This is a genomic window from Streptomyces sp. NPDC031064 (assembly GCF_055570965.1).
Map to the genome: position 1 here is coordinate 527,373 of NZ_JBVIGF010000006.1, position 18,232 is coordinate 545,604.

Genomic DNA, 18,232 nt, shown 5'->3' on the forward strand with positions numbered 1-18,232 from the left:
CCCTCACCACGTCGTCCGGTCGCGGACCGGGACCTGAGGTGCCCACCCTGCGTGGGGCCGGTGACGCCGGGTCCGCGGCGATGCTGCTGGCCGGTTCCACGGTGTTGGCGGGCGTCGGCCACTACGGGCTGTCGCTCCTGCTGGTCCGTCTGCTGCCGCAAGGCCAGTACACCGTCTTCGCCGCCGCAACCTCGGTCCTGCTGACCGTCGGCGTGCTGTCCACCGCGACCGTACCGGCCGTTCTCGCCCGCGAGGTGGTGACCACCCGGGGCGGGGGTGACCGGCGCCGGGCCGCTGTGCGCGCCTGCCTTCGTATGACGGCCGCCCTTGGGGCGGCGTGCGCCCTGGCGGCCTGCCTGGCCGTCGCTCCGTACGCGGGGCCGGGTCTGCTCGCCGCGACGGCCGCCGCCTGCCTGGCGATCTGGTGCGACTCCGCGGGCGCCGGCTACCTCCAGGGCGCCGGCCGGTTCCGGCGCCTGGCCGCCCTGCAGTTGGCGGAGACGGTCGTGCGCTGCTGCGCCGCGCTCGCCGCCGTCGGCGTCGGCTGGGGGGCCGCCGGCGCGGTGGGTGCCACGGCCGCCGCCGCGGGGGCCGGCGCCCTGGGCGCGCTCGCCGCGGTCCGCCGGGGCGGGCCCGGCGCGTGGCGACGCGGGCACCGCGACCGGCACCGGAGCGCGTCGCGCGGCGAGCAGTGTCGCGACCATCGTCACAGGACCCGGCCCTGGGTCCAGTTGCGATTGCGGTTGCGGTCCCGCGTCCGTTTGCGGCTGCGGCCATGGCGTCGGCCCGCTTCCCGTGCGTCGGCCGGGAAACCGGCAGCGCTGACGGGGGAACCGACGGCGGCGCCGAGCGGGCTGTGGCGCCGGACCTGCTCGGTCGCCGGGGTGCAGGTGCTGCTGTGCCTGCTGCTGACCGGGGACGTGGCGGTGTCCACGGCGGTCCTGGGCGGCGCCGCGACCCTGGCGCCGTATCAGGCGCTGGTCGTCCTCGCCCGCCTCCCCCTCCACCTGGCGACGGCCACGGCCACCGTGCTCTTCCCCCGCCTGGTCGCGAACGGATCCCGCACCGCTGTCGGTCGTACGGCCGTCAAGGAGGCGCTGCGCACCCACTGGATCACCGGGGGCCTCCTGACCGCCGTCGTGGTCACCTGTCCCCCCGGCCTCCTCGGCCTCCTCCTGCCCGCCCCCTACGCCCGTTCCGCGCCCCTGCTGCTGCCGCTGGGGATCGCCGGCCTGGCGGGTGCCACCCTCACCGTGACCACCACGGTCTTCCGCGCCGGGCCCTCCGCGCGGCCCGCCGTCCTGCTTCTGGCCGCGGGCTGCCCCGTCCTCGCGTACGCCACCGTCCTCACCGCGGACCGTCCCTGGGCGCTGGCGTGGAGTACGGCGGCCGTCACCGCCGCCGCCGCGGCCGGATCCGTGGCCCTCACGCGGCGGCGGGTCACCGGTCTCGGCCCCGCCGCGGGCGCGACGGCACCCCTGGCCGCCGCCGCTGCCGCCGCCGTCGCGCTGCACGCGCTACGGCCCCACGCGGGGGCGTGGCTGCCCGCCGCGTGCGCGCTGCTGCTCGCCGCGGGTCTCGCCGCCCGTCCCCGGCGCCGCCGCGGCGGTCCGTACCGCGTGCTCCACCTCGGATTCGAGGCCCCGCACAGCCCCGGGGCCGGGGGCGCCGCCCTGCGCGCCCATGAGGTCAACCGGCGGCTGGCCGCGAAGGGCGTCGAGGTCACCGTCGTGTGCGCGCCGTGGCCCGGGTGCGCCGCGACGGTCCGCGACGGTGTGCGCTACTGGCCGCTGCCGCCCCGGCCGGGGCCCCTGGCCCGTCATCGTTTCCTGTACCAGATGACCTACTTCCCCGTCATCACGCTCGGTCTGCCCTGGCTGCTGCGCCGCACGGATCCGGACCTGGTCGTCGAGGACTTCGTACCGCCCTTCTCCAGCGTCTGCGTCCCGTACCTGACCCGTCGCCCGGTGGTCGGCGTGGTGCAGTGGCTTTCGGCGGCGGAGATGACCGCCCGTTACCGGTTACCCTTCCACGTCGTGGAACAGCGCGGCCTGCGCTCGCACACCCGTCTCGTCACCGTGGGCAGGCACCTCGCCGCCGAACTGCGGCGCCGCCATCCCTCCGCCGACGTCTCCGTCCTGCCCAACGGGCTCGCCCCGGCGGCCTTCGTCCCTCCCCGCCCCGGCCCGCGCGACCACCTGCTCTACCTGGGGCGCCTGGAGACGAAGTCCAAGGGCCTCGACCTGCTCCTGCGGGCCTACGCCGACGCCGCTCCCGGTCTGGCCACGGACCTGCTGATCGCCGGGGACGGCCCGGACGAGCGGGCGGCCCGCGCGCTGGCGGCGCGGCTCGGTATCGGCCACCGCGTCCACTGGCTGGGGCGCGTGAACGGCGACGCCCGTTTCCGGCTGCTCGCCGGAGCCCGCCTGGTGTGCGTGCCGAGCCGCTCCGAGACGTTCGGCATGGTGGCCGCCGAGGCGCTGGCCGCCGCCACCCCGGTCCTCGCCTTCGATCTGCCCTGCCTGCGGGACCTGGTGACGGAGGCGGTGGGCGTACGGGTCCCGGCCGGGGACGTGGCCGCCTACGGCCGGGCGCTCAGGGAACTGGCCGCCGACCCCGCCCGCTGCCGCTCCCTCGGCGCGGCGGGTCCCGCGACCGTGCGCCACCTCGACTGGGACGTCGTCGCGGAACGCCAACTCGCCCTCTACTACGAGGCGGCCGCCCCGCCCGGCGGCCCGAGCACACGGTCACGGCACGCCGGGTGAGTGCGGCGAACGCCCGAGCCACCGCGCGGCAGCCGGTCTGCCGCGCGGTGGCATCGGTAGGGGCGAGTCGTCCGGCCGTGCGCTATGGCCTCGTAACCGTGCGGCCGGGGGGACAGCAGGGCGGGTGCTGCCGCCAGCCGAGGGTGTCGTGGTGGCGGCCGAGGCGGATGTCGACGTGCCGGTCCGCGGGGTCGACGCCGATGCGGGTGAGGAGCGCCCTCGCGTCGTGTTCGTCGGCGCCCGGCAGCAGCAGCCTGGCCCGGGGCGCGGACACGTCGATGAGGTCGGTGGCGCGCAGGGCCGTCAGATCGGAGCGGAGCAGGAGGGGGAACGGCATGCTGACCAGGGAGCACAGGTCGGTGGCGGGCGGGTGCCGGGCGTCGCGCCGGGACGTGTTCAGCCGGTGCCGTTCCTCGGTGAGGGCGGCCAGCAGGTGGGCGGCGGTGGCGGGCCAGGTGAAGGACCGGGCCCACGTGCGGCAGTGCCGGTCGTACGTGCCCGGCCGCCCGTCGGGGGCGAGTTCGCGCAGTATGGTGGTGAGTGCGGCGGGCAGGTCCTGGCCGGGGCCCAACAGCCAGCCCGTACGGCCGTCCTGGACGGTGTCGCGCAGGCCGGGCACGTCGTAGGCCAGAGCCGGGACACCGGCCGCCGCGGCCTCCATCACCGACAGGCCCCACCCTTCGCGTACGGCGGTGGTGACGGTCATCCAGGCGGTGGCGAGCAGCGCGTCGCGCTCGGGCCCGGGCAGCCGTCCGTGGAAGACGACGGTGTCGCCCACGCCGAGGGCGGCGGCGAGTTCCTCAAGTCCGCGACGGGCCTCCCCGTTGCCCACGAGGTGCAGCTCCAGGTCCGGGAAGGCGTGCCGAACGGCAGGCAGGGCGCGGATCAGCCGGTCCCAGCGTTTCTGCCGGGCGAGCCGGCCGACGCACACGATGCGTGGCGTCCGCGCGGGCGTACGGGCGTGGTGGTGCGTCGCGGGCGGTGCGGGCGGCAGGCCCGGCGGAGCGAGGTGGACGGGGCCGCGCAGCCCCAACTGCGCGCGGATCTGGGCGCGGGAGGACGGGGAGACCGCGCACACCGCCCGCCGCCCGTACACCAGGGTGCTGCCCTGGTTCTCCAGCCAGCGTCCCAGGGCCGCGACGGGGCGGGGGAACCACAGGGCGAACTGCTGCTGGTGGACGTGGTGGACCAGTAGGACCACCGGGGTGCGACGGGGCAGTACGAGCGGGCTGAAGAACGGTACGCCGTTCTGGGAGTCGATCACGGCGTCGATGCGGCGGCGGTGCCGGAGCAGCCAGAGCAGGGCACGGAGGTACACGGTGTAGCGCCCGCCGCGCCGTACCACGCTGCCGTGCGGGGTCTCCTCGTGTCCGGGCAGGCCCCGGGGGCGGGCGGTGAGATAGGTGACGCGCAGTCCGGCCTCGGTGAACTGACGGGCGGTCTGCTCGCAGTACAGCTCGGCGCCTCCGGCCTGCGGGTGGCGGCCGTCCCGCCAGTTGCAGATCACGAGGTGGCGTCCCTGCCAGTGGGTGACGCCGGGGAACGCGGTCCGCAGGTCCATCACGTCCTCCCGTCGCGCGGTCCCTCGGCGGACGTCCGTGGGTGTGAGTACGCGTGCTGCATCGGCGGTGGCCCCTTTCCGGTTGGCTTTCCGGTTGGCTTTGCGGCTTCCTTGCGGTGCGAACGGGTCGGCCATTGCGTACCGACTGGTTCACCTCATGCCATCGCCGGCGTGGCCGGAAAGGAAAGCTCCTGGCCTTTTCGTTGGACACGGCGGCCATTCCGGCGCCGTACGCGGAGCCTTGCCGTGCCGAGCAGCGCAATTGTTGGACACAATGCACGGTTTACCCGGCGCGTCGCGGCCGTTTTTCTCGCCCGGTTGTCCATAGCCGTGCACCGGAAATGACATTCATGCTGGTTTCTCCGACGAAAGCAGGCCACCCAGTGCGTTTCCCGATGTCATAGGAGCGACCGTGCACGACACCGCGATCCCTCAGCTTTTCGCACCGCCCCGCGCCGCCACGTCCGACGACGAGCCCGCACACCCCCTGCACCGGCAGGTGGCGGCGCTGACCCGGCAGGTCCTCTGCGAACCGCTGCTGCGGGACTCGGCCAACCCCCAGCGTGCCACCACGGTGAGTGACGACCTCGCCGCGTGGATCGCGGTCCTCACCGAGAACCTCCCCGGGGAGCGGGTGGCGGCGCTCTTCCGTGTCCGGGCCGCCGCGCACGCGGCGGCCGGTCTGCGGTGCGAGGAGTCACTCGTGCAGCAGCACGTGTGCGTCACCGCCCTCAACCAGACCGTGGCCGACTCCACCGGAGGGCACACCGGTGGCAGCGAGACAGGCCCCGCGGCGGGGCCACTCAGCCTGCACCTCCTGGGCATCGCCACCACGGCCATCGTCCGCCACTACCGGGGCGGGCACACCGCGCACACCACCGCTGTGCGCGCACTCCCCGCCCCCACGGAGCCCGCAGCCGACACGGCACCACGGTGGTGCCTGTCCGCCACTCAGTCGGGCGAGAACGGCAGGAACGCGTTGTCCCGGTTCCGCGACGCCAACCCGCGGGCGGTCATCGCCGTCACCGGCACACACCTCACCGCCTTCACGAGCCACCGTCCGCGGCAGCCGGAGGTGTTCGGTCCGTACGGGCTCGTACCCGTGGTCAACGGCGAGACCGTACGCGCCGCCCGGCGAGCCGCCCTGGCGGCCGCGGTGGCGAGGCACTACGGCGAACGCGTGGAGGGCGAACGGGTCCTGCCCCTCGTCGCCGCCCTGGACCTGGCGCCGGAGGACTGCGAGGCGTACATCGCCTCGTGCCTGGGGCCGTTGTGCACCACCGACCGGTATCCCCACCTCCTGGAGACGCTCAGCGTCCTGCTGGCGCACAACCTGTGCGTCGCGGCCGCCGCCCGCGCCCTCTACATCCACCGCCACACCCTGACGTACCGCCTGCGGTCGATCCGTGACCTCACCGGTCTCGACCTGAACAGCCCCTTCGACCGGATGCGGGCGGAACTCGCCCTCATCCTCAGCCGCACCCCGCACTGGTCACTGCCGAGGCCCCGCCGTCACTGAACCGGCACGAAGCCGCGCCAGGGCTGGCCGACATGGCCAAACCCGCGCCGGTTCCCGCTTGCCCCGGCTCACCGAGGCGCACTTTCCGGACGGAGGGCGCGGTTCGTACGAGTGGGAGCGACCCACCGGACCGTGCGCCCGGCAAGGAGACCACCATGAAGAACACCATGCGGCGACGGTCCCGGCTGGCCGCCGCGGTCCTGACCGTGGCCACGCTCACCTCGGGGGCGGGTGCGGCCGCCTCCGCCGTACCCGCGTGGGCCGCCGCCCCGCAGGCGGTGGCGGCCGCGGACGCACCGGAGCCCCTGAATTGCCCGTCGGCCGCGTGCCGGCGGGTGAGCCAGGACGTCGGATACCCCAGTGACGTGGCTCTGGACGGCAAGGGGAAGGCCTACGTCGTCGACACCTATAACGGCAGGCTGCTGGAGGTGGATGTGAACAGCGGCAAGTCGACGGTCGTCGCGGAGGGCATCGACTCCCCCTCGGACGTCGCCCTCGACGGCCGGACCGCGTACGTCACCACCGCCAGCTCCGCCAGCACGCTCTGGGCCGTCGACCTCGACACCGGCCGCAAGACCGAGGTCGCCACCGGGATCGACGGCAACCTGGCGGGTACGGCCCTCGACGGCCACGGTTCCGCCTACGTCGCGTCGCAGACGACCGGCAAGCTGTGGCAGGTGGACCTCGACACCGGCCGCAAGAGCGAGGTCGCCTCCGGCATGGACTCCCCGGACGGGCTCGCTGTCGACCCGTCCCGCAACACCGCGTACGTCACCGCCTGGTACACGGTGTGGGCGGTCGACCTCACCACGGGACAAAAGCACGAGGTGGTCAGCGACCTGTACGACGCGGAGGACATCGCGCTCAGCGCGGACGGCACCAAGGGGTACGTCACCGACGACAGCGCCGGCACCCTGACCGAAGTCGACCTGAACACCGGCCGGAAATCCGTGGTCGCCACGGGCCTGGGCAAGTCCGACGGCCTCTCCCTCGACTCGAAGGGCAACGCCTACATCGCCGACTACAACGGTGTCCTGTGGAAGGTCAGGAACCTCGACGGCTCGGCGACCCGGCCCACCCCGCCGCCCACGCCCGGGCCGAGCGGCGTGGAGATCAAGCAGGTCGAAGGGGTCACCGCGGTCCCCGGCAGGGACGCCGTGCCGAAGGTCACCGTCACCAACAACACCGACCACCGCGTCGGTCGGCAGGACGTCACCCTCACCCTCGGCCCCGGCGGGCTGAACTGGCTCGACCGCCAGAACCTCTACACCTCCCGTGACGGAGGCAAGGAGACCTTCGGCTGCGAGATCGTCAAGGACGAACCCAAGAAGGCCCTGTGCAAGGGCGTCGACGTCAACCTCGCCCCGGGCGAGAGCGTCGAGCTGCGCACGGTCGTCGGCACCATGGCCTCCCTCAAGCCCTGCGAGGTGCCCCGCGTCAACTTCCAGGTCGGCAACCACGGCGCCGCCGACGCCAACTTCGTCATGAAGGACAAGGACGGCAAGCCCGACCACTGCCCCGAACCCGCCGCCTGACCCGGCGCTCACCATGGCCCCTGACACCGCGCGCCCCGCGGCGTCAGGGGCTCACCGTCATGAAGGGCTGTGCTCTCGTCGGGAGCGGTCCGTACGCGCCGGCAGCAGCAGGAGGGCGAGTTCCGCACGGAGCCGGTGCAGCGGCTGGTCGAGGTCCAGGCCGGTCAGGGAGCGAATGCAGCGCAGCCGGTAGGTGAGGGTGTGCCGGTGGACGTAGAGGCTCCGGGCGGCCGATGCCGTTCGCAGGCCGTGGGACAGGTAGACCCGCAGGGTGTCGATGAGATGGTGGTGCTTGTCGCAGGTGTAGAGCGGCCCCAGACAGGCCGAGAGGAACTCCTCGCGCCTCTCCGGACCCCATTCCAGCGCGCGGATGAGCGGTAGCACCTGACCGGCGTCGACGTGGTCCACGCCGAAGCGTAAGGCCATGTCGGCCGCCAGTTCCGCGTACCGTGCCGCGCGGACGGTGTCGTCCTCGACGCGGGTGACCCCATAGGGCGGACACCCCTCGGGGGCGCGCGGACGCTGGTGGGAGAAGCAGAAGACCCGCCCCTTCACCACGGAGACGAGCGCCCACGGGTTGGCGGAGCGGAAGCTGCCGACCGCCGCCTCGGCCGCCGGCTGCGCCACGGTCACGAGGCACCAGGACAAGGGGGTCCGCACGTGAGCGGGGAGGTGTGCCCGGTCGGCGGGGTGCCCTTCGCTCCGTACGAGGGCCTCGACACCGGCCTGCGTGGTCTCGGCGGCCGGTAGCGCGCGGGCGGCCCGGTAGCCGCACGCGATGGCGGCGGTCGCCAGGGCGAGGATGTATCCGCTCACTTCGTCGAAGAGTTGCAGGGCGCGCGCCTTCTCGCCGCGGAGGGTGGGGCGTTCCGGGTGGCCGGGGCCTACGACCCCGTCGGCGATCACGGCGGAGACCGCCTCGCGCAGCAGGGCGACCACGGTGTGCTGAAGGAGAATGGCGTCCTCGGGCGGGACTCCCCGGCCGGCGTGCTCACGGCCACGCTCCTCGAAGCGCAGGTCGATGTCCGGCCCGGTGATCTCCCCGGTCAGCGCGGCGAGCCAGACGCCGAGGTCGTCGGTCACGTGTCCGGCGGTCCAGGGGCCCACGGCCGCGAACGACGCCTCCCGGCCGTCGAGTAGTCGGCCGGCGAGGAACCCGGTGCGGTGGCGTACCTCCCGTACCGCCCTGATCAGGAACGGGGACGAATGCAGCAGTTCGGTGTGACAGAACGTGCGGGGGGTGCCGATCACAGGCGTGTATCTCCTTGCACGGAAGGCCCGTCGGGGGGACGGTGAGCGACGATGGCGTGAAGTTGCGCGTTTCCGAGCACCGAGGATGTGTTGCGTGCGGCATCGTTTCGAACGCCAACTGATCTTGACTCTAGGAACGGATCGCCTCGTCAGGTCAGGGCCGACCGGGTGAACGTAAGCGCCCACAGCAGAACTCCGTTCGCGATGAGTCAGGTGCTCGAACGCGATCTCACCGTGGAGCGGCTTCCGTACACGCGCGGCAAGGTGCGCGACCTGAAGTGCGCAGAGCCCGGATCCCGGACTTCACATCAGGTGCCGCGAAGGCCACCGCTCGGGCAAGATCAGTCGAAAGCGATCGTGCCCATCACCTTGCGTGACGACGATGCCCCAACCGGGGGACAGGGAAGTACGCCCGCGCACTTCGGGGCGCACTCAGGCGTTGCAGGGGATGGGCTCAGGGCCGGCGGACACGGCCAAGGCTCTTGGCCACCGGCTGAGAACGGCCACTCCTGACGAACGCACAGCCAGATCTGAGCGACAGTCCCCCAGCCGTCCGTAGAGGAGGCCGGGAGGACGTCCGGATCTTTGTGGCTTCTGCCAGTACGAAGGTGGGCCGGGGTGTGGAGAGACTGCCCACCACAGGCCGTGGCGTGCCCCGGGGACGGGGGGCCGAGGCCCAGGCAATGAGCGAGCACGGGGAGGACAGCACGATGAGCGTGCAGCAGTACGACGAAATCGGTGAGGCGTACGAAGGGTTCAAGGCCCTGCCCCTGGAGCAGTACGTGGTGGTGCCCAGCTTCCTGGGCATGGTCGGGGACGTGCGCGGCAAGTCGGTCCTCGACCTCGCCTGCGGCACCGGTTTCTACAGCAGGGAGTTCAGGCGGCGCGGCGCCGGAGACGTGCTCGGGATCGACATTTCCGGAGAAATGATCTCCGTGGCACAGCAGTTGGAGGACGGCGACCCGCTGGGTGTGCGCTATGAGGTCGGGGACGTGACGGAACTGCGGCCCCTTGAGGAGCGTTTCGACATCGGCCTGGCGGTCCAGTTGCTCAACTACGCGGAGGACATCGCCGCCACGGAGCGGATGTGCCGCAACGTGCACCGCAGCCTGAAGCCCGGTGGCGAGCTGTTCGTGCTCTGCCAGTCGCCCGACTACCGGTTCGACGGGCCCACCCCGGAGAGGTACGGCTTCCGCACCGAGCTGACCGGCGAGGAGGCCGAGACCGGCCCGCGGGTCCGGACCACGGCGCTGCTCGACCCGCCGGTCTCGTTCATCGCCAACCGCCCGCGCCGCGAGGTCTACGAGAAGAGCCTGCAGGCGGCCGGATTCAGCGAGCTGACCTGGGTTGCCATGGAGGTGTCCGACGCGGGCGTGCGGGAGTTCGGTGCGGACTTCTGGGCGGACTTCCACGCCAACCGCCCGCTGGAGATGCTGCGCTGCCGCGCCTGACGGCCGACCGGACACAAGGGGCGCCCGGCCCGCCGGCAGGCCGGGCGCCCCTGCTCACGTGGTGGGGGTGCCGGCCAGGATCACCGGCTCCACCTCTTCATAACGGCGGCGCCGGCCCTCCGCGTCCTGGTCGCCGAGGACCGTGGCGAGCCAGCCGGCCAGGAAACCGAGCGGGACGGAGAGGATGCCGCTGGTCGTGAACGGGAACCAGTTGAAGTCCTCGTCGGGGAATATGGACTGCGGCGTGCCGGACACCAGATTGGTCCCGGTCGTCAGGACGAGGGCGGCGGCGGTGCCCACGATCAGGGTGGCGAGCAGTGCCGTGCGGGTGTAGCGGCGCCAGAAGAGGCTGTACACGAGCGCCGGGGCGATCGCGGAGGCCCCGACGCAGAACGACAGGGTCAGCAGCACCTGAAGGTTGAGGTGGCGGACACCGGCCGCGATCGCGATCGCGACGAGCCCGACGCAGACCGCGGCGGCCCGGGCCATGGCCATCTCCGTGGAGCCCTTCAGGGCGGTCCTGCGCAGCCCGTGCGCGATGAGGTCGTGCGCCAGGGTGTTGGCGCACGCGAGGGTGATCCCGGCGACCGAGGCGAGCAGGGTGAGGAAGACCGCGGTGGCCACCGCCGTGAACAGCAGGGTCTCGAACGTGGTCGGGTCGGTGCCCATGACGGCCTGGCTGACCATCAGGAACGCCGTCTGGCCCTGCGGGTCGCCCGCGACGAGCCCCTCGTGCCCGACGATCGCGGCCGCGCCGAAGCCGATGACCGCGAGCAGCAGACAGGTGACGACGACGGTCGAGACGGCCCAGGACATCGAGCGCCGCACGGCCGTCGCACTGCGCGAGCTGAACATGCGCATCGTGATGTGCGGCAGGACCGCCGCGCCCAGCACGACCGTCAACTGTGTCCCGATCATGTCGATGTCGTCGCCCCCGAACTGGAGCCCGGCGGCGAGGTACGCGTCTCCCGCCCCGCTCCCGTCCTTGGCGGCGTTCAGCAGCAGCGGCAGGCTGAAGTCGAACCGGTCCAGGACGTACGCCGCGATGGCGGTGGCCGCGCCGAGGAGGACGACGGTCTTGACGATCTGGATGAACGCGGTGCCCTTCATCCCGCCGATGGCGGCGTACGCGATCATCAGCAGTCCGAGGAAGACGATCGCCCCGGTCTTGAACCCGTCGGCGTGGAAACCGAGGACGATGGCGAGCAGGTCGCCCGCGCCCGCGAGTTGGAAGATCACCAGGGGCAGCAGCGCGGCGAGGGTGACCACGGCCGAGGTGATCCGTACGGCCGGGCCGGGGGCGCGGCGGGTGAGGACGTCGCCGGTCGTGAACCGGCCGGTGTTGCGCAGTGGTTCGGCGAGCAGGAACATCATCAGGACCAGCGAGAGCACCGTGCTCAGGGTGAGCGTGACCCCGTCGAAGCCGAGAAGCGCGATGATGCCGATGGTGCCGAGCACGGTGCCGGCCGAGATGTAGTCACCGGCGATGGCGAGGCCGCTCTGTACGGGCGACAACGAGCGGTAGCCGGTGTAGAACTCGCCCAGGTCGCCGTGGTCCGGCCCGGTCATCACGCACACGAGCAGCGTGACGGTGATGACCGCGATGAACGCGACCAGCGACATGGTCTGGGCGTCGGAACTGAACTCGGTCATGGCCGGGCACCTCCGGCGGCGCCCTGTCCGGCGCGCTCCCGGATGGCCGTCGCGAGCGGGTCGATGCGGCGGCGGGCGATGCGTTCGTACAGGCCGATCGCCGCGAGCGCCACCGGCAACTGACAGAGCCCGAGCATCAGGCCGGTGTTGAGCCCGCCGGTGACCTCGCTGGTCATCAGCCCGGGCGCGTAGGCCGCGAGGAGGAGGAAGAGGGTGAAGTACCCGAGCGCGGTGAGTGTCGAGATGCGGCGCAGTCTGCGGTAGCCGGTGCGGAGCGTGTCGAGGTCGCCTTGACGGCGGTGCGGCTCGCGATGGTCCTGTCGCTGCGGGGGCGGGTCCGGAAAGGTGCGGTGGTGGTACGACATCGTCGTGCTCCTAGCCGCCGTTGGGGGCAGGCGGGCGGGTGGGTGGGTGCCGGTTGGTCCGCGCATGTTACTCACCAGTAGAGATATGGCGTAAGGGGCGTTCCACCGACTGGACGGCAGGGTGGTGGGACCGTGCCGTGCCGGGAATCACCCGCGCTCCGGTGCCGACGCGCCGCCCGCACCGGCCCGGCCGGTGTCAGCGGCCCGTGCGCACCCGGCCCGGCCGGGATCAGCAGCCCTTGCGCGCCCGGGCCTGGCCGGTGTCAGCGGCCTGGCGCACCCGGCCCGGCCGGTGTCAGCGGCCCGTGCGCACCCGGCCCGGCCGGGATCAGCGGCCCTTGCGCACCCGGGCCGCCGCGCGGGCCTCCGCCGTCTTGCGTGCCTCGGCGGCCTTGCGGGACTCCTTCGCGGGGCGGCCCGGACGGGTGCCGAGGCCGCGGAAGGGCGCGTTGCCGCTGCCGGTCCTCGCCCCGGCCGGCGGGCGCTTCGCCCCGGTGATGGCGGTCAGCCTCTCCTCGCCGGAGCGCACCTGGGTGACGATCGGCCGGATTCCGGCGTCGGACATCATCCGGTTCACATCGCGCCGCTGGTTGGGGGTGACCAGGGTCACCACCTTCCCGGATTCCCCGGCGCGCGCCGTGCGCCCGGCCCGGTGCAGGTAGTCCTTGGCGTCGGCCGGCGGGTCGACGTTGACGACGAGGTCCAGCGCGTCGATGTGGATGCCCCGCGCCGCGACATTGGTGGCCACCAGCACGGTGATCTCCCCGTCCTTGAACGTGGCGAGGGTGTGCGTGCGCTGCGGCTGCGACTTCCCGCTGTGCAGGCCGGCGGCCCGAACGCCACTGGCCCGCAGGTGGCGGGTGAACTGGTCCACGCCCGCCTTGGTGTCCAGGAACATCAGCACTCGGCCGTCCCGCGCGGCGATCTCGGTCGCGGTCGCGTACTTGTCGGCGGCGTGGATGTTCAGCGCGTGGTGTTCCATCGTGGTGACCGCGCCCGCCACCCGGTCGACCGAGGCGAGCACCGGGTCGTGCAGGTGGTCGCGTACCAACTGGTCGACGTCGCCGTCGAGCGTGGCCGAGAACAGCAGCCGCTGCCCTTCGGGGCGGACCTGCCGGAGGATGTCCGAGACCTGCGGCAGGAACCCCAGGTCGCACATCTGGTCCGCCTCGTCCAGCACCGTGATCCGCACCTGGTTCAGGTGGCAGTCCCGGCGCGACACCAGGTCGGCCAGCCGCCCCGGCGTCGCGATGACCACATCGGCGCCGGCCTTCAGCAGGGCCGACTGCCGGTTGATCGACAGCCCGCCGACCACCGTCGCCAGGCGCACGTTCAGCGTCCGCGCGTACGGGGTCAGCGCGTCGCCCACCTGCTGCGCGAGTTCCCGGGTCGGCACCAGGACCAGTGCGAGCGGCCGCTTCGGCTCCGCTCGCCGTCCTGCCGTCCTGACGAGGAGCGCGAGCCCGAAAGCGAGCGTCTTGCCGGAGCCGGTCCGCGCCCGGCCGAGGACATCGCGCCCGGCCAGCGCGTCGGGCAGGGTCGCCGCCTGGATCGGGAACGGTTCGTTCACGCCCAGGCCGGCCATCGTCTCCAACAGCTCCGGCGGCAGCCCGAGGGCGTCGAAGGACTCGGCCGGCGGCAGGCCGGGGGCCACCGTCCGCGGCGCTGTGGGGGCCTGCGGCTTCGCGTTCATGGGAACCTTCCTCGATCGGGCGCCCGGAACGCGCCGGGGTCCGTACCCCTCGGTACGGACCCCGGCGATGTCGAAGCGTGCCCCGATTTTACCAGCGGACAGCCGGCCACCCGCGTCGGCCGTTCACCCCGGCCGCCCGGGCGGCACGCCGCCGCGCCCGGGACGAGCAGGAAGCGCCGGGGCCCGTCACTGGCCCACCCTGCCGTCGATGCACTCCCGCAGCAGGTCGGCCTGTCCGCAGTGCCGGGCGTACTCCTCGATCCGGTGCACCATCAGCTCGCGGACCGCGATCCGGTCCTTCCCCACCCGCTCCCCCAGGTCCGGGTGCCCGGCCAGGGCGGCGTCGGTCGCGGCCTGCTCGCGCTCGAGGTCGGCGTACGCGGCGTCGACCACGGCCGGGTCCGCGACGGCTCCGTCGAAGTCCGCGTCCTTCTCGCCGTACAGCCTCGGCAGCGGGTCGCCCTCGGTGATCCAGTTGCGCCAGTCGCGTTCCACCTCGGCCAGGTGCCGGACCAGGCCCAGCAGCGACAGCGTCGACGGCGGCACCGACCGCCGGGCCAACTGCCCGGCGTCCAGGCCCTCGCACTTCATCCGCAGGGTGATGCGGTAGTTCGCAAGGAAGTCCAGCAGCGTCGCGAGCTCGCCCTCCGGAGTGTGCTCGTTGTCGCGGGGATCGTCGGCCGGATCGGCCCACATGTCGGGGTGGACCGTCGCCTGGGTCCATCGCGCGGGTTGGTCGCTCATGGGTCGCATGGTCGCCGTAACGGCCCGGCCCCGCCACCGAATTGGCGCCGCCGCGGTTCAGCGCAGGTCGGCCGGGGCGGCGGTGTCGTCGAGGAAACCGCCCGACTGGTGCTGCCACAGCTTCGCGTAGGAGCCGTCGGCGGCGAGCAGTTCCTGGTGCGTTCCCTGTTCGACGATCCGCCCGTGGTCGAGGACGACGAGCCGGTCCATGGTGGCGACCGTGCTCAGCCGGTGTGCCACCACGAGCGCCGTCCGTCCGTCCATGAGTCGCCACAGCGCGTCCTGGACGAGGATCTCGCTCTCCGAGTCCAGCGCGCTGGTCGCCTCGTCCAGCAGCAGGATCGGGGCGTCGCGCAGGATCGCCCGGGCGAGCGCCACCCGTTGGCGCTGGCCGCCCGACAGTTTCACCCCGCGTTCGCCCACCATCGTGTCGAAGCCGTCGGGGAGCGGGTCGGCGAACTCCGTCACGTGCGCCGCCTCCGCCGCGCGGCGGATCTCGGCGTCGGTGGCGTCCGGCCGGGCGAACGCGATGTTCTCCCGCAGGGTCCGGTGGAACATCGCCGGATCCTGCGGTACGTAGGCGATCAGACCGCGCAGGTCGGCCTGACGCAGTCGGCTGATGTCCTGCCCGCCGATGAGGATGCGGCCGGCCTCGATGTCCATCATCCGCAGCAGCAACCGGGTGAGCGTGGTCTTGCCCCCGCCGGAGCGGCCGACGAGACCGACCTTCGTCCCGCTGGGCACCACCAGATCGAGGCCCTCGAAGAGGGGTTTTCCCGCCGTGTGGCCGAAGCTCACGCCCTCGAAGCGCACGTCGGCGGACTTGGTCGTCAGCGGCTCGGGGGACGGCGGGTCGACGACGGTCGGCGATTCCAGCAGCAGTTCGGTGAACTGCGCCGCCTCCGTCATCGAGCTCTCCAGGCGGCGGTAGATCTGGTTGAACTCGAACATGATCCGGGTCGCGTTCGCGTAGTAGGTGAAGGCGACGATGACCGCCTCCACGCCCTGCTCCCCCGCGCCGAGCGCCAGGGCGAGCACCAGGCCCAGCACGTTCGTCAGCACGGACATCGGCGCCACCACCGTGTCGATGCGCAGGTTGCCGTAGTCCCAGGAGCGCAGCGTGAGCCGCCGCGACTCCGCGACGCGGGACCGGTGTTCGGCGGCCTCCCGCTCCTCGGCGGCGAACGACCGGACCGTGTCCATGTTCATCAGGCTGTCGGCGACATGGCCCGACACCCGGGCGATCGCCTGCTCGCGCTGGGCGACGAGCGCCTGCCTGCGGCGGATCAGGGGCGCCACGACCAGCGCCGTGAGGGCGATCAGCGTCAGGAGCCCGACCACGAGCATCGGGTCGTACTGCCACAGCACCACCGAGGCGAACGCCAGCGGCACGAAACTGCCCATGACCGAGAACGTCAGCGTGTCGACGAACTGCTCGAAGCGGGTGGCGAAGCTGAGGACGCGTTTGGTCAGCGACCCGGCGAAGTTGTCGTGGAAGAACGCGGCGTCCTTGGCGAACAGCTCGTCCATGCCGACCACGTACAGGTGCTCGATGCCACGGGCGTCAAGGCGGTTGAGGCAGTGCAGACCGATGCGCCACAGCGCCTCCGCCAACAGCAGTACACCGGCGAAGCCGAGGACGTAGGGCAGCATCGGCCCCACGGCGAGGGCGCCGCCGCCCTCGCCGGCGATGTGGCCGACGAGCTTGGCGACGACCAGCGGCGCGATGTACTGGATGCCGATGTTGCCCAGCGCCGGCAGCAGCATCGCCGGCACGGTCAGCAGGCGGAGCCGGACCAGTTCCCTTCCGTAGTGACGGAGCGCGAGGAGTACGGAGCCCTTGCTCGGCAGATCTTTGCCTAAGTCCGACAATCCCATCCCAACCCTATGCAGTGCCCCAGCAGGTGAGGAAATGGAGTGTCCCGCAGGGGCGTCCGCACAGTCCAAGCCTTTTCACCCATGGTGGCGGGCATACGCCACCACCGGCGCGGGCGGCCCGGGCGCTACGAGGGCACGGCCGCCTCGGAGCGCGACTCCTCGGCCTCGGGTTCCCGCAACTGCTCGCGCACGTAGTTCCAGACCACCGCGATCAGCGCGGCCGCCGGTACCGCGAGCAGGCTGCCCACGATGCCGGCCAGGCTGCCGCCCAACGCGACCGCCAGGAGGACCACCGCCGCGTGCAGGCCGAGCCCACGGCTCTGGATCATGGGCTGGAACACGTTGCCTTCGAGCTGCTGCACCACCACGATGATCGCCAGCACGATCAGCGCGTCCGTCAGGCCGTTGGAGACCAGGGCGATGAGCACCGCGACCAGACCGGCGAAGAGGGCGCCCACGATCGGCACGAACGCGGACACGAACGTCAGTACCGCGAGCGGGAGCACCAGCGGAACCTTGAGGATCCACAGGCCGATGCCGATGAGAACGGCGTCGAGCAGACCGACGAACGCCTGGGAGCGAACGAACGCGCCGAGGGTCTCCCAACCGCGCTCGGCCACGATGGGGACGTCCGTGGCCAGCCGGCCGGGGAGCTGACGGGTCAGCCAGGGCAGGAACCGCGGGCCGTCCTTGAGGAAGAAGAACATCAGGAAGAGCGCCAGGACGGCGGTCACCACGCCGTTGACCACGGTGCTCACTCCCGCGACCACCGCGGTGACCATGCTGCCGATGCTGTCCTGGATACGGGCCACGGCCGTGTCGAGGGCACCGGTGATCTGGTCGTCGCCGATGTTCAGCGGCGGCCCGGCGGCCCACTCGCGCAGCCTCTGGATGCCCGCGACCACGCCGTCGGCCAGCTCGCCGGACTGGGAGGCCACCGGAACCGCGATCAGGGCCACGATGCCCGTGACCACGAGCAGGAACGACACGGTCACCACCGACGCGGCCAGGGCCGGCGGCCAGCCCCACCGGCGCAGAAGCCGGGCCAGGGGCCAGGTCAGTGTGGTGAGGAACAAGCCCACTATCAAAGGCCAGACGATCGACCACATCCGGCCCAGCAGCCACAGGGCCACCGATGCCGTCACGAGGACCAACAGCAATTCGACGGAGACACGTGCCGATGTGCGCAGCGCGGCGGCGGTTTTCGTGGAACTCAACGAAGCAGGCATGGGGGCACCTTATGGGTACGTCCGTCGCGCTCCGCAATCGCCGCCGGTCGGCATAATGCCCGGCATGAACACCCGTGCCGTCGCCCGCGTCCACCTGCTCATCTCCGTGGAACTCACGCTCGCTGGCGGCGTGCTCGCCGCTCTCGGCGGCCTCCTCGTGAGCGGGCCGGCCGGCGCGGTGATCGCCGGCGTCCTGACCGGCGCCGGTGTCCTGACCGGCTCCCTCCTCATCCGCCGGCGGATCTTCGCCGGATTCGACCGGGCCGCGAAGGAGGCCCACGGCCATGGCTACGCCGAGGGGCTGGCGCAAGCCGTGCTCCTGGGCATCTCGACGTACGAGGCCGCCGTGTTCCCCCTGACGGGCGGCGGGGTCTCCGCCGACGAGCGGCTGGCGCGGCGGACCGTCGCGTACCGCATCGCCGCGGACGACGGGCTGCCGCACGCGGTGCGCACGGCGGCCGCCGCCGCGCTCGAAGCCATCGACGACGGCGAGGACACCGAGGCCGTCCGGCACGCCGTGCGGGACCTCAACCTCGCGGTTTTCCACCTGCGTACGGGCCTTGACGCGTCGTAGCCACTGCCGCGGTG

The 18,232-nt window shown here is 72.4% G+C and carries 13 protein-coding genes; 5 read left to right on the plus strand and 8 right to left on the minus strand.

All coding sequences use genetic code 11. From position 1 onward, the window contains the following. Positions 1–38 precede the first annotated feature (38 nt). Positions 39–2,765 (plus strand): glycosyltransferase family 4 protein, encoded by a 2,727-nt coding sequence (locus ACZ46W_RS23980; RefSeq protein WP_468340930.1) that lies wholly within the window; start codon positions 39–41, stop codon positions 2,763–2,765. An 82-nt stretch (positions 2,766–2,847) separates the two neighbouring features. Here ACZ46W_RS23980 and ACZ46W_RS23985 read toward each other — a convergent pair whose 3' ends face one another. After that, positions 2,848–4,326, minus strand: a complete 1,479-nt coding sequence (locus ACZ46W_RS23985) for a glycosyltransferase family 4 protein (protein WP_468340933.1) — start codon at positions 4,324–4,326, stop codon at positions 2,848–2,850. A gap of 412 nt (positions 4,327–4,738) precedes the next feature. Here ACZ46W_RS23985 and ACZ46W_RS23990 point away from each other — a divergent pair, with 412 nt between their 5' ends. Both ACZ46W_RS23990 and ACZ46W_RS23995 read left to right on the plus strand, forming a co-directional pair. Then, a complete protein-coding gene (locus tag ACZ46W_RS23990) occupies positions 4,739–5,845 on the plus strand; it encodes a PucR family transcriptional regulator (RefSeq protein WP_468340936.1) in 1,107 nt (368 codons plus the stop codon). A gap of 155 nt (positions 5,846–6,000) precedes the next feature. After that, positions 6,001–7,380: a Vgb family protein gene (locus ACZ46W_RS23995; RefSeq protein WP_468340939.1), complete on the plus strand. Its 1,380-nt coding sequence runs from the start codon at positions 6,001–6,003 to the stop codon at positions 7,378–7,380. Positions 7,381–7,437: 57 nt separating this feature from the next. Here the strand turns inward: ACZ46W_RS23995 and ACZ46W_RS24000 are convergent, their stop codons facing one another. Further along, positions 7,438–8,631 (minus strand): PucR family transcriptional regulator, encoded by a 1,194-nt coding sequence (locus ACZ46W_RS24000; protein ID WP_468340942.1) that lies wholly within the window; start codon positions 8,629–8,631, stop codon positions 7,438–7,440. Between the two features lie 710 nt (positions 8,632–9,341). Here ACZ46W_RS24000 and ACZ46W_RS24005 point away from each other — a divergent pair. After that, complete coding sequence (locus tag ACZ46W_RS24005) at positions 9,342–10,082, plus strand: class I SAM-dependent methyltransferase (RefSeq protein WP_468340946.1); 741 nt, start codon at positions 9,342–9,344, stop codon at positions 10,080–10,082. A gap of 54 nt (positions 10,083–10,136) precedes the next feature. Here ACZ46W_RS24005 and ACZ46W_RS24010 read toward each other — a convergent pair whose 3' ends face one another. The 6 genes from ACZ46W_RS24010 to ACZ46W_RS24035 all read right to left on the minus strand — a co-directional run bounded on the left by ACZ46W_RS24010 (position 10,137) and on the right by ACZ46W_RS24035 (position 17,644). Then, positions 10,137–11,735 carry a sodium/solute symporter gene (locus tag ACZ46W_RS24010; RefSeq protein WP_468340949.1) on the minus strand — a complete coding sequence of 533 codons (1,599 nt, stop codon included), beginning with the start codon at positions 11,733–11,735 and terminating at the stop codon, positions 10,137–10,139. After that, complete coding sequence (locus ACZ46W_RS24015) at positions 11,732–12,100, minus strand: DUF485 domain-containing protein (protein ID WP_468340952.1); 369 nt, start codon at positions 12,098–12,100, stop codon at positions 11,732–11,734. The genes ACZ46W_RS24010 and ACZ46W_RS24015 overlap by 4 nt, the downstream gene beginning before the upstream one ends. Before the next feature lie 328 nt (positions 12,101–12,428). Further along, a complete protein-coding gene (locus ACZ46W_RS24020; protein ID WP_468340955.1) occupies positions 12,429–13,793 on the minus strand; it encodes a DEAD/DEAH box helicase in 1,365 nt (454 codons plus the stop codon). Between the two features lie 186 nt (positions 13,794–13,979). Further along, positions 13,980–14,537, minus strand: coding sequence for a DinB family protein (locus ACZ46W_RS24025; protein ID WP_468340958.1), 558 nt, complete (start codon positions 14,535–14,537; stop codon positions 13,980–13,982). A gap of 57 nt (positions 14,538–14,594) precedes the next feature. After that, the gene (locus ACZ46W_RS24030; protein ID WP_468340961.1) at positions 14,595–16,415 is read right to left on the minus strand and encodes an ABC transporter ATP-binding protein; all 1,821 of its coding nucleotides are present in this window, start codon (positions 16,413–16,415) and stop codon (positions 14,595–14,597) included. A gap of 125 nt (positions 16,416–16,540) precedes the next feature. Continuing rightward, positions 16,541–17,644: an AI-2E family transporter gene (locus ACZ46W_RS24035; protein ID WP_468340964.1), complete on the minus strand. Its 1,104-nt coding sequence runs from the start codon at positions 17,642–17,644 to the stop codon at positions 16,541–16,543. A 64-nt stretch (positions 17,645–17,708) separates the two neighbouring features. Between ACZ46W_RS24035 and ACZ46W_RS24040 the strand changes: the two genes are divergently transcribed. Then, positions 17,709–18,218: a hypothetical protein gene (locus ACZ46W_RS24040; RefSeq protein WP_468340967.1), complete on the plus strand. Its 510-nt coding sequence runs from the start codon at positions 17,709–17,711 to the stop codon at positions 18,216–18,218. The last annotated feature ends 14 nt before the right edge of the window (positions 18,219–18,232 follow it).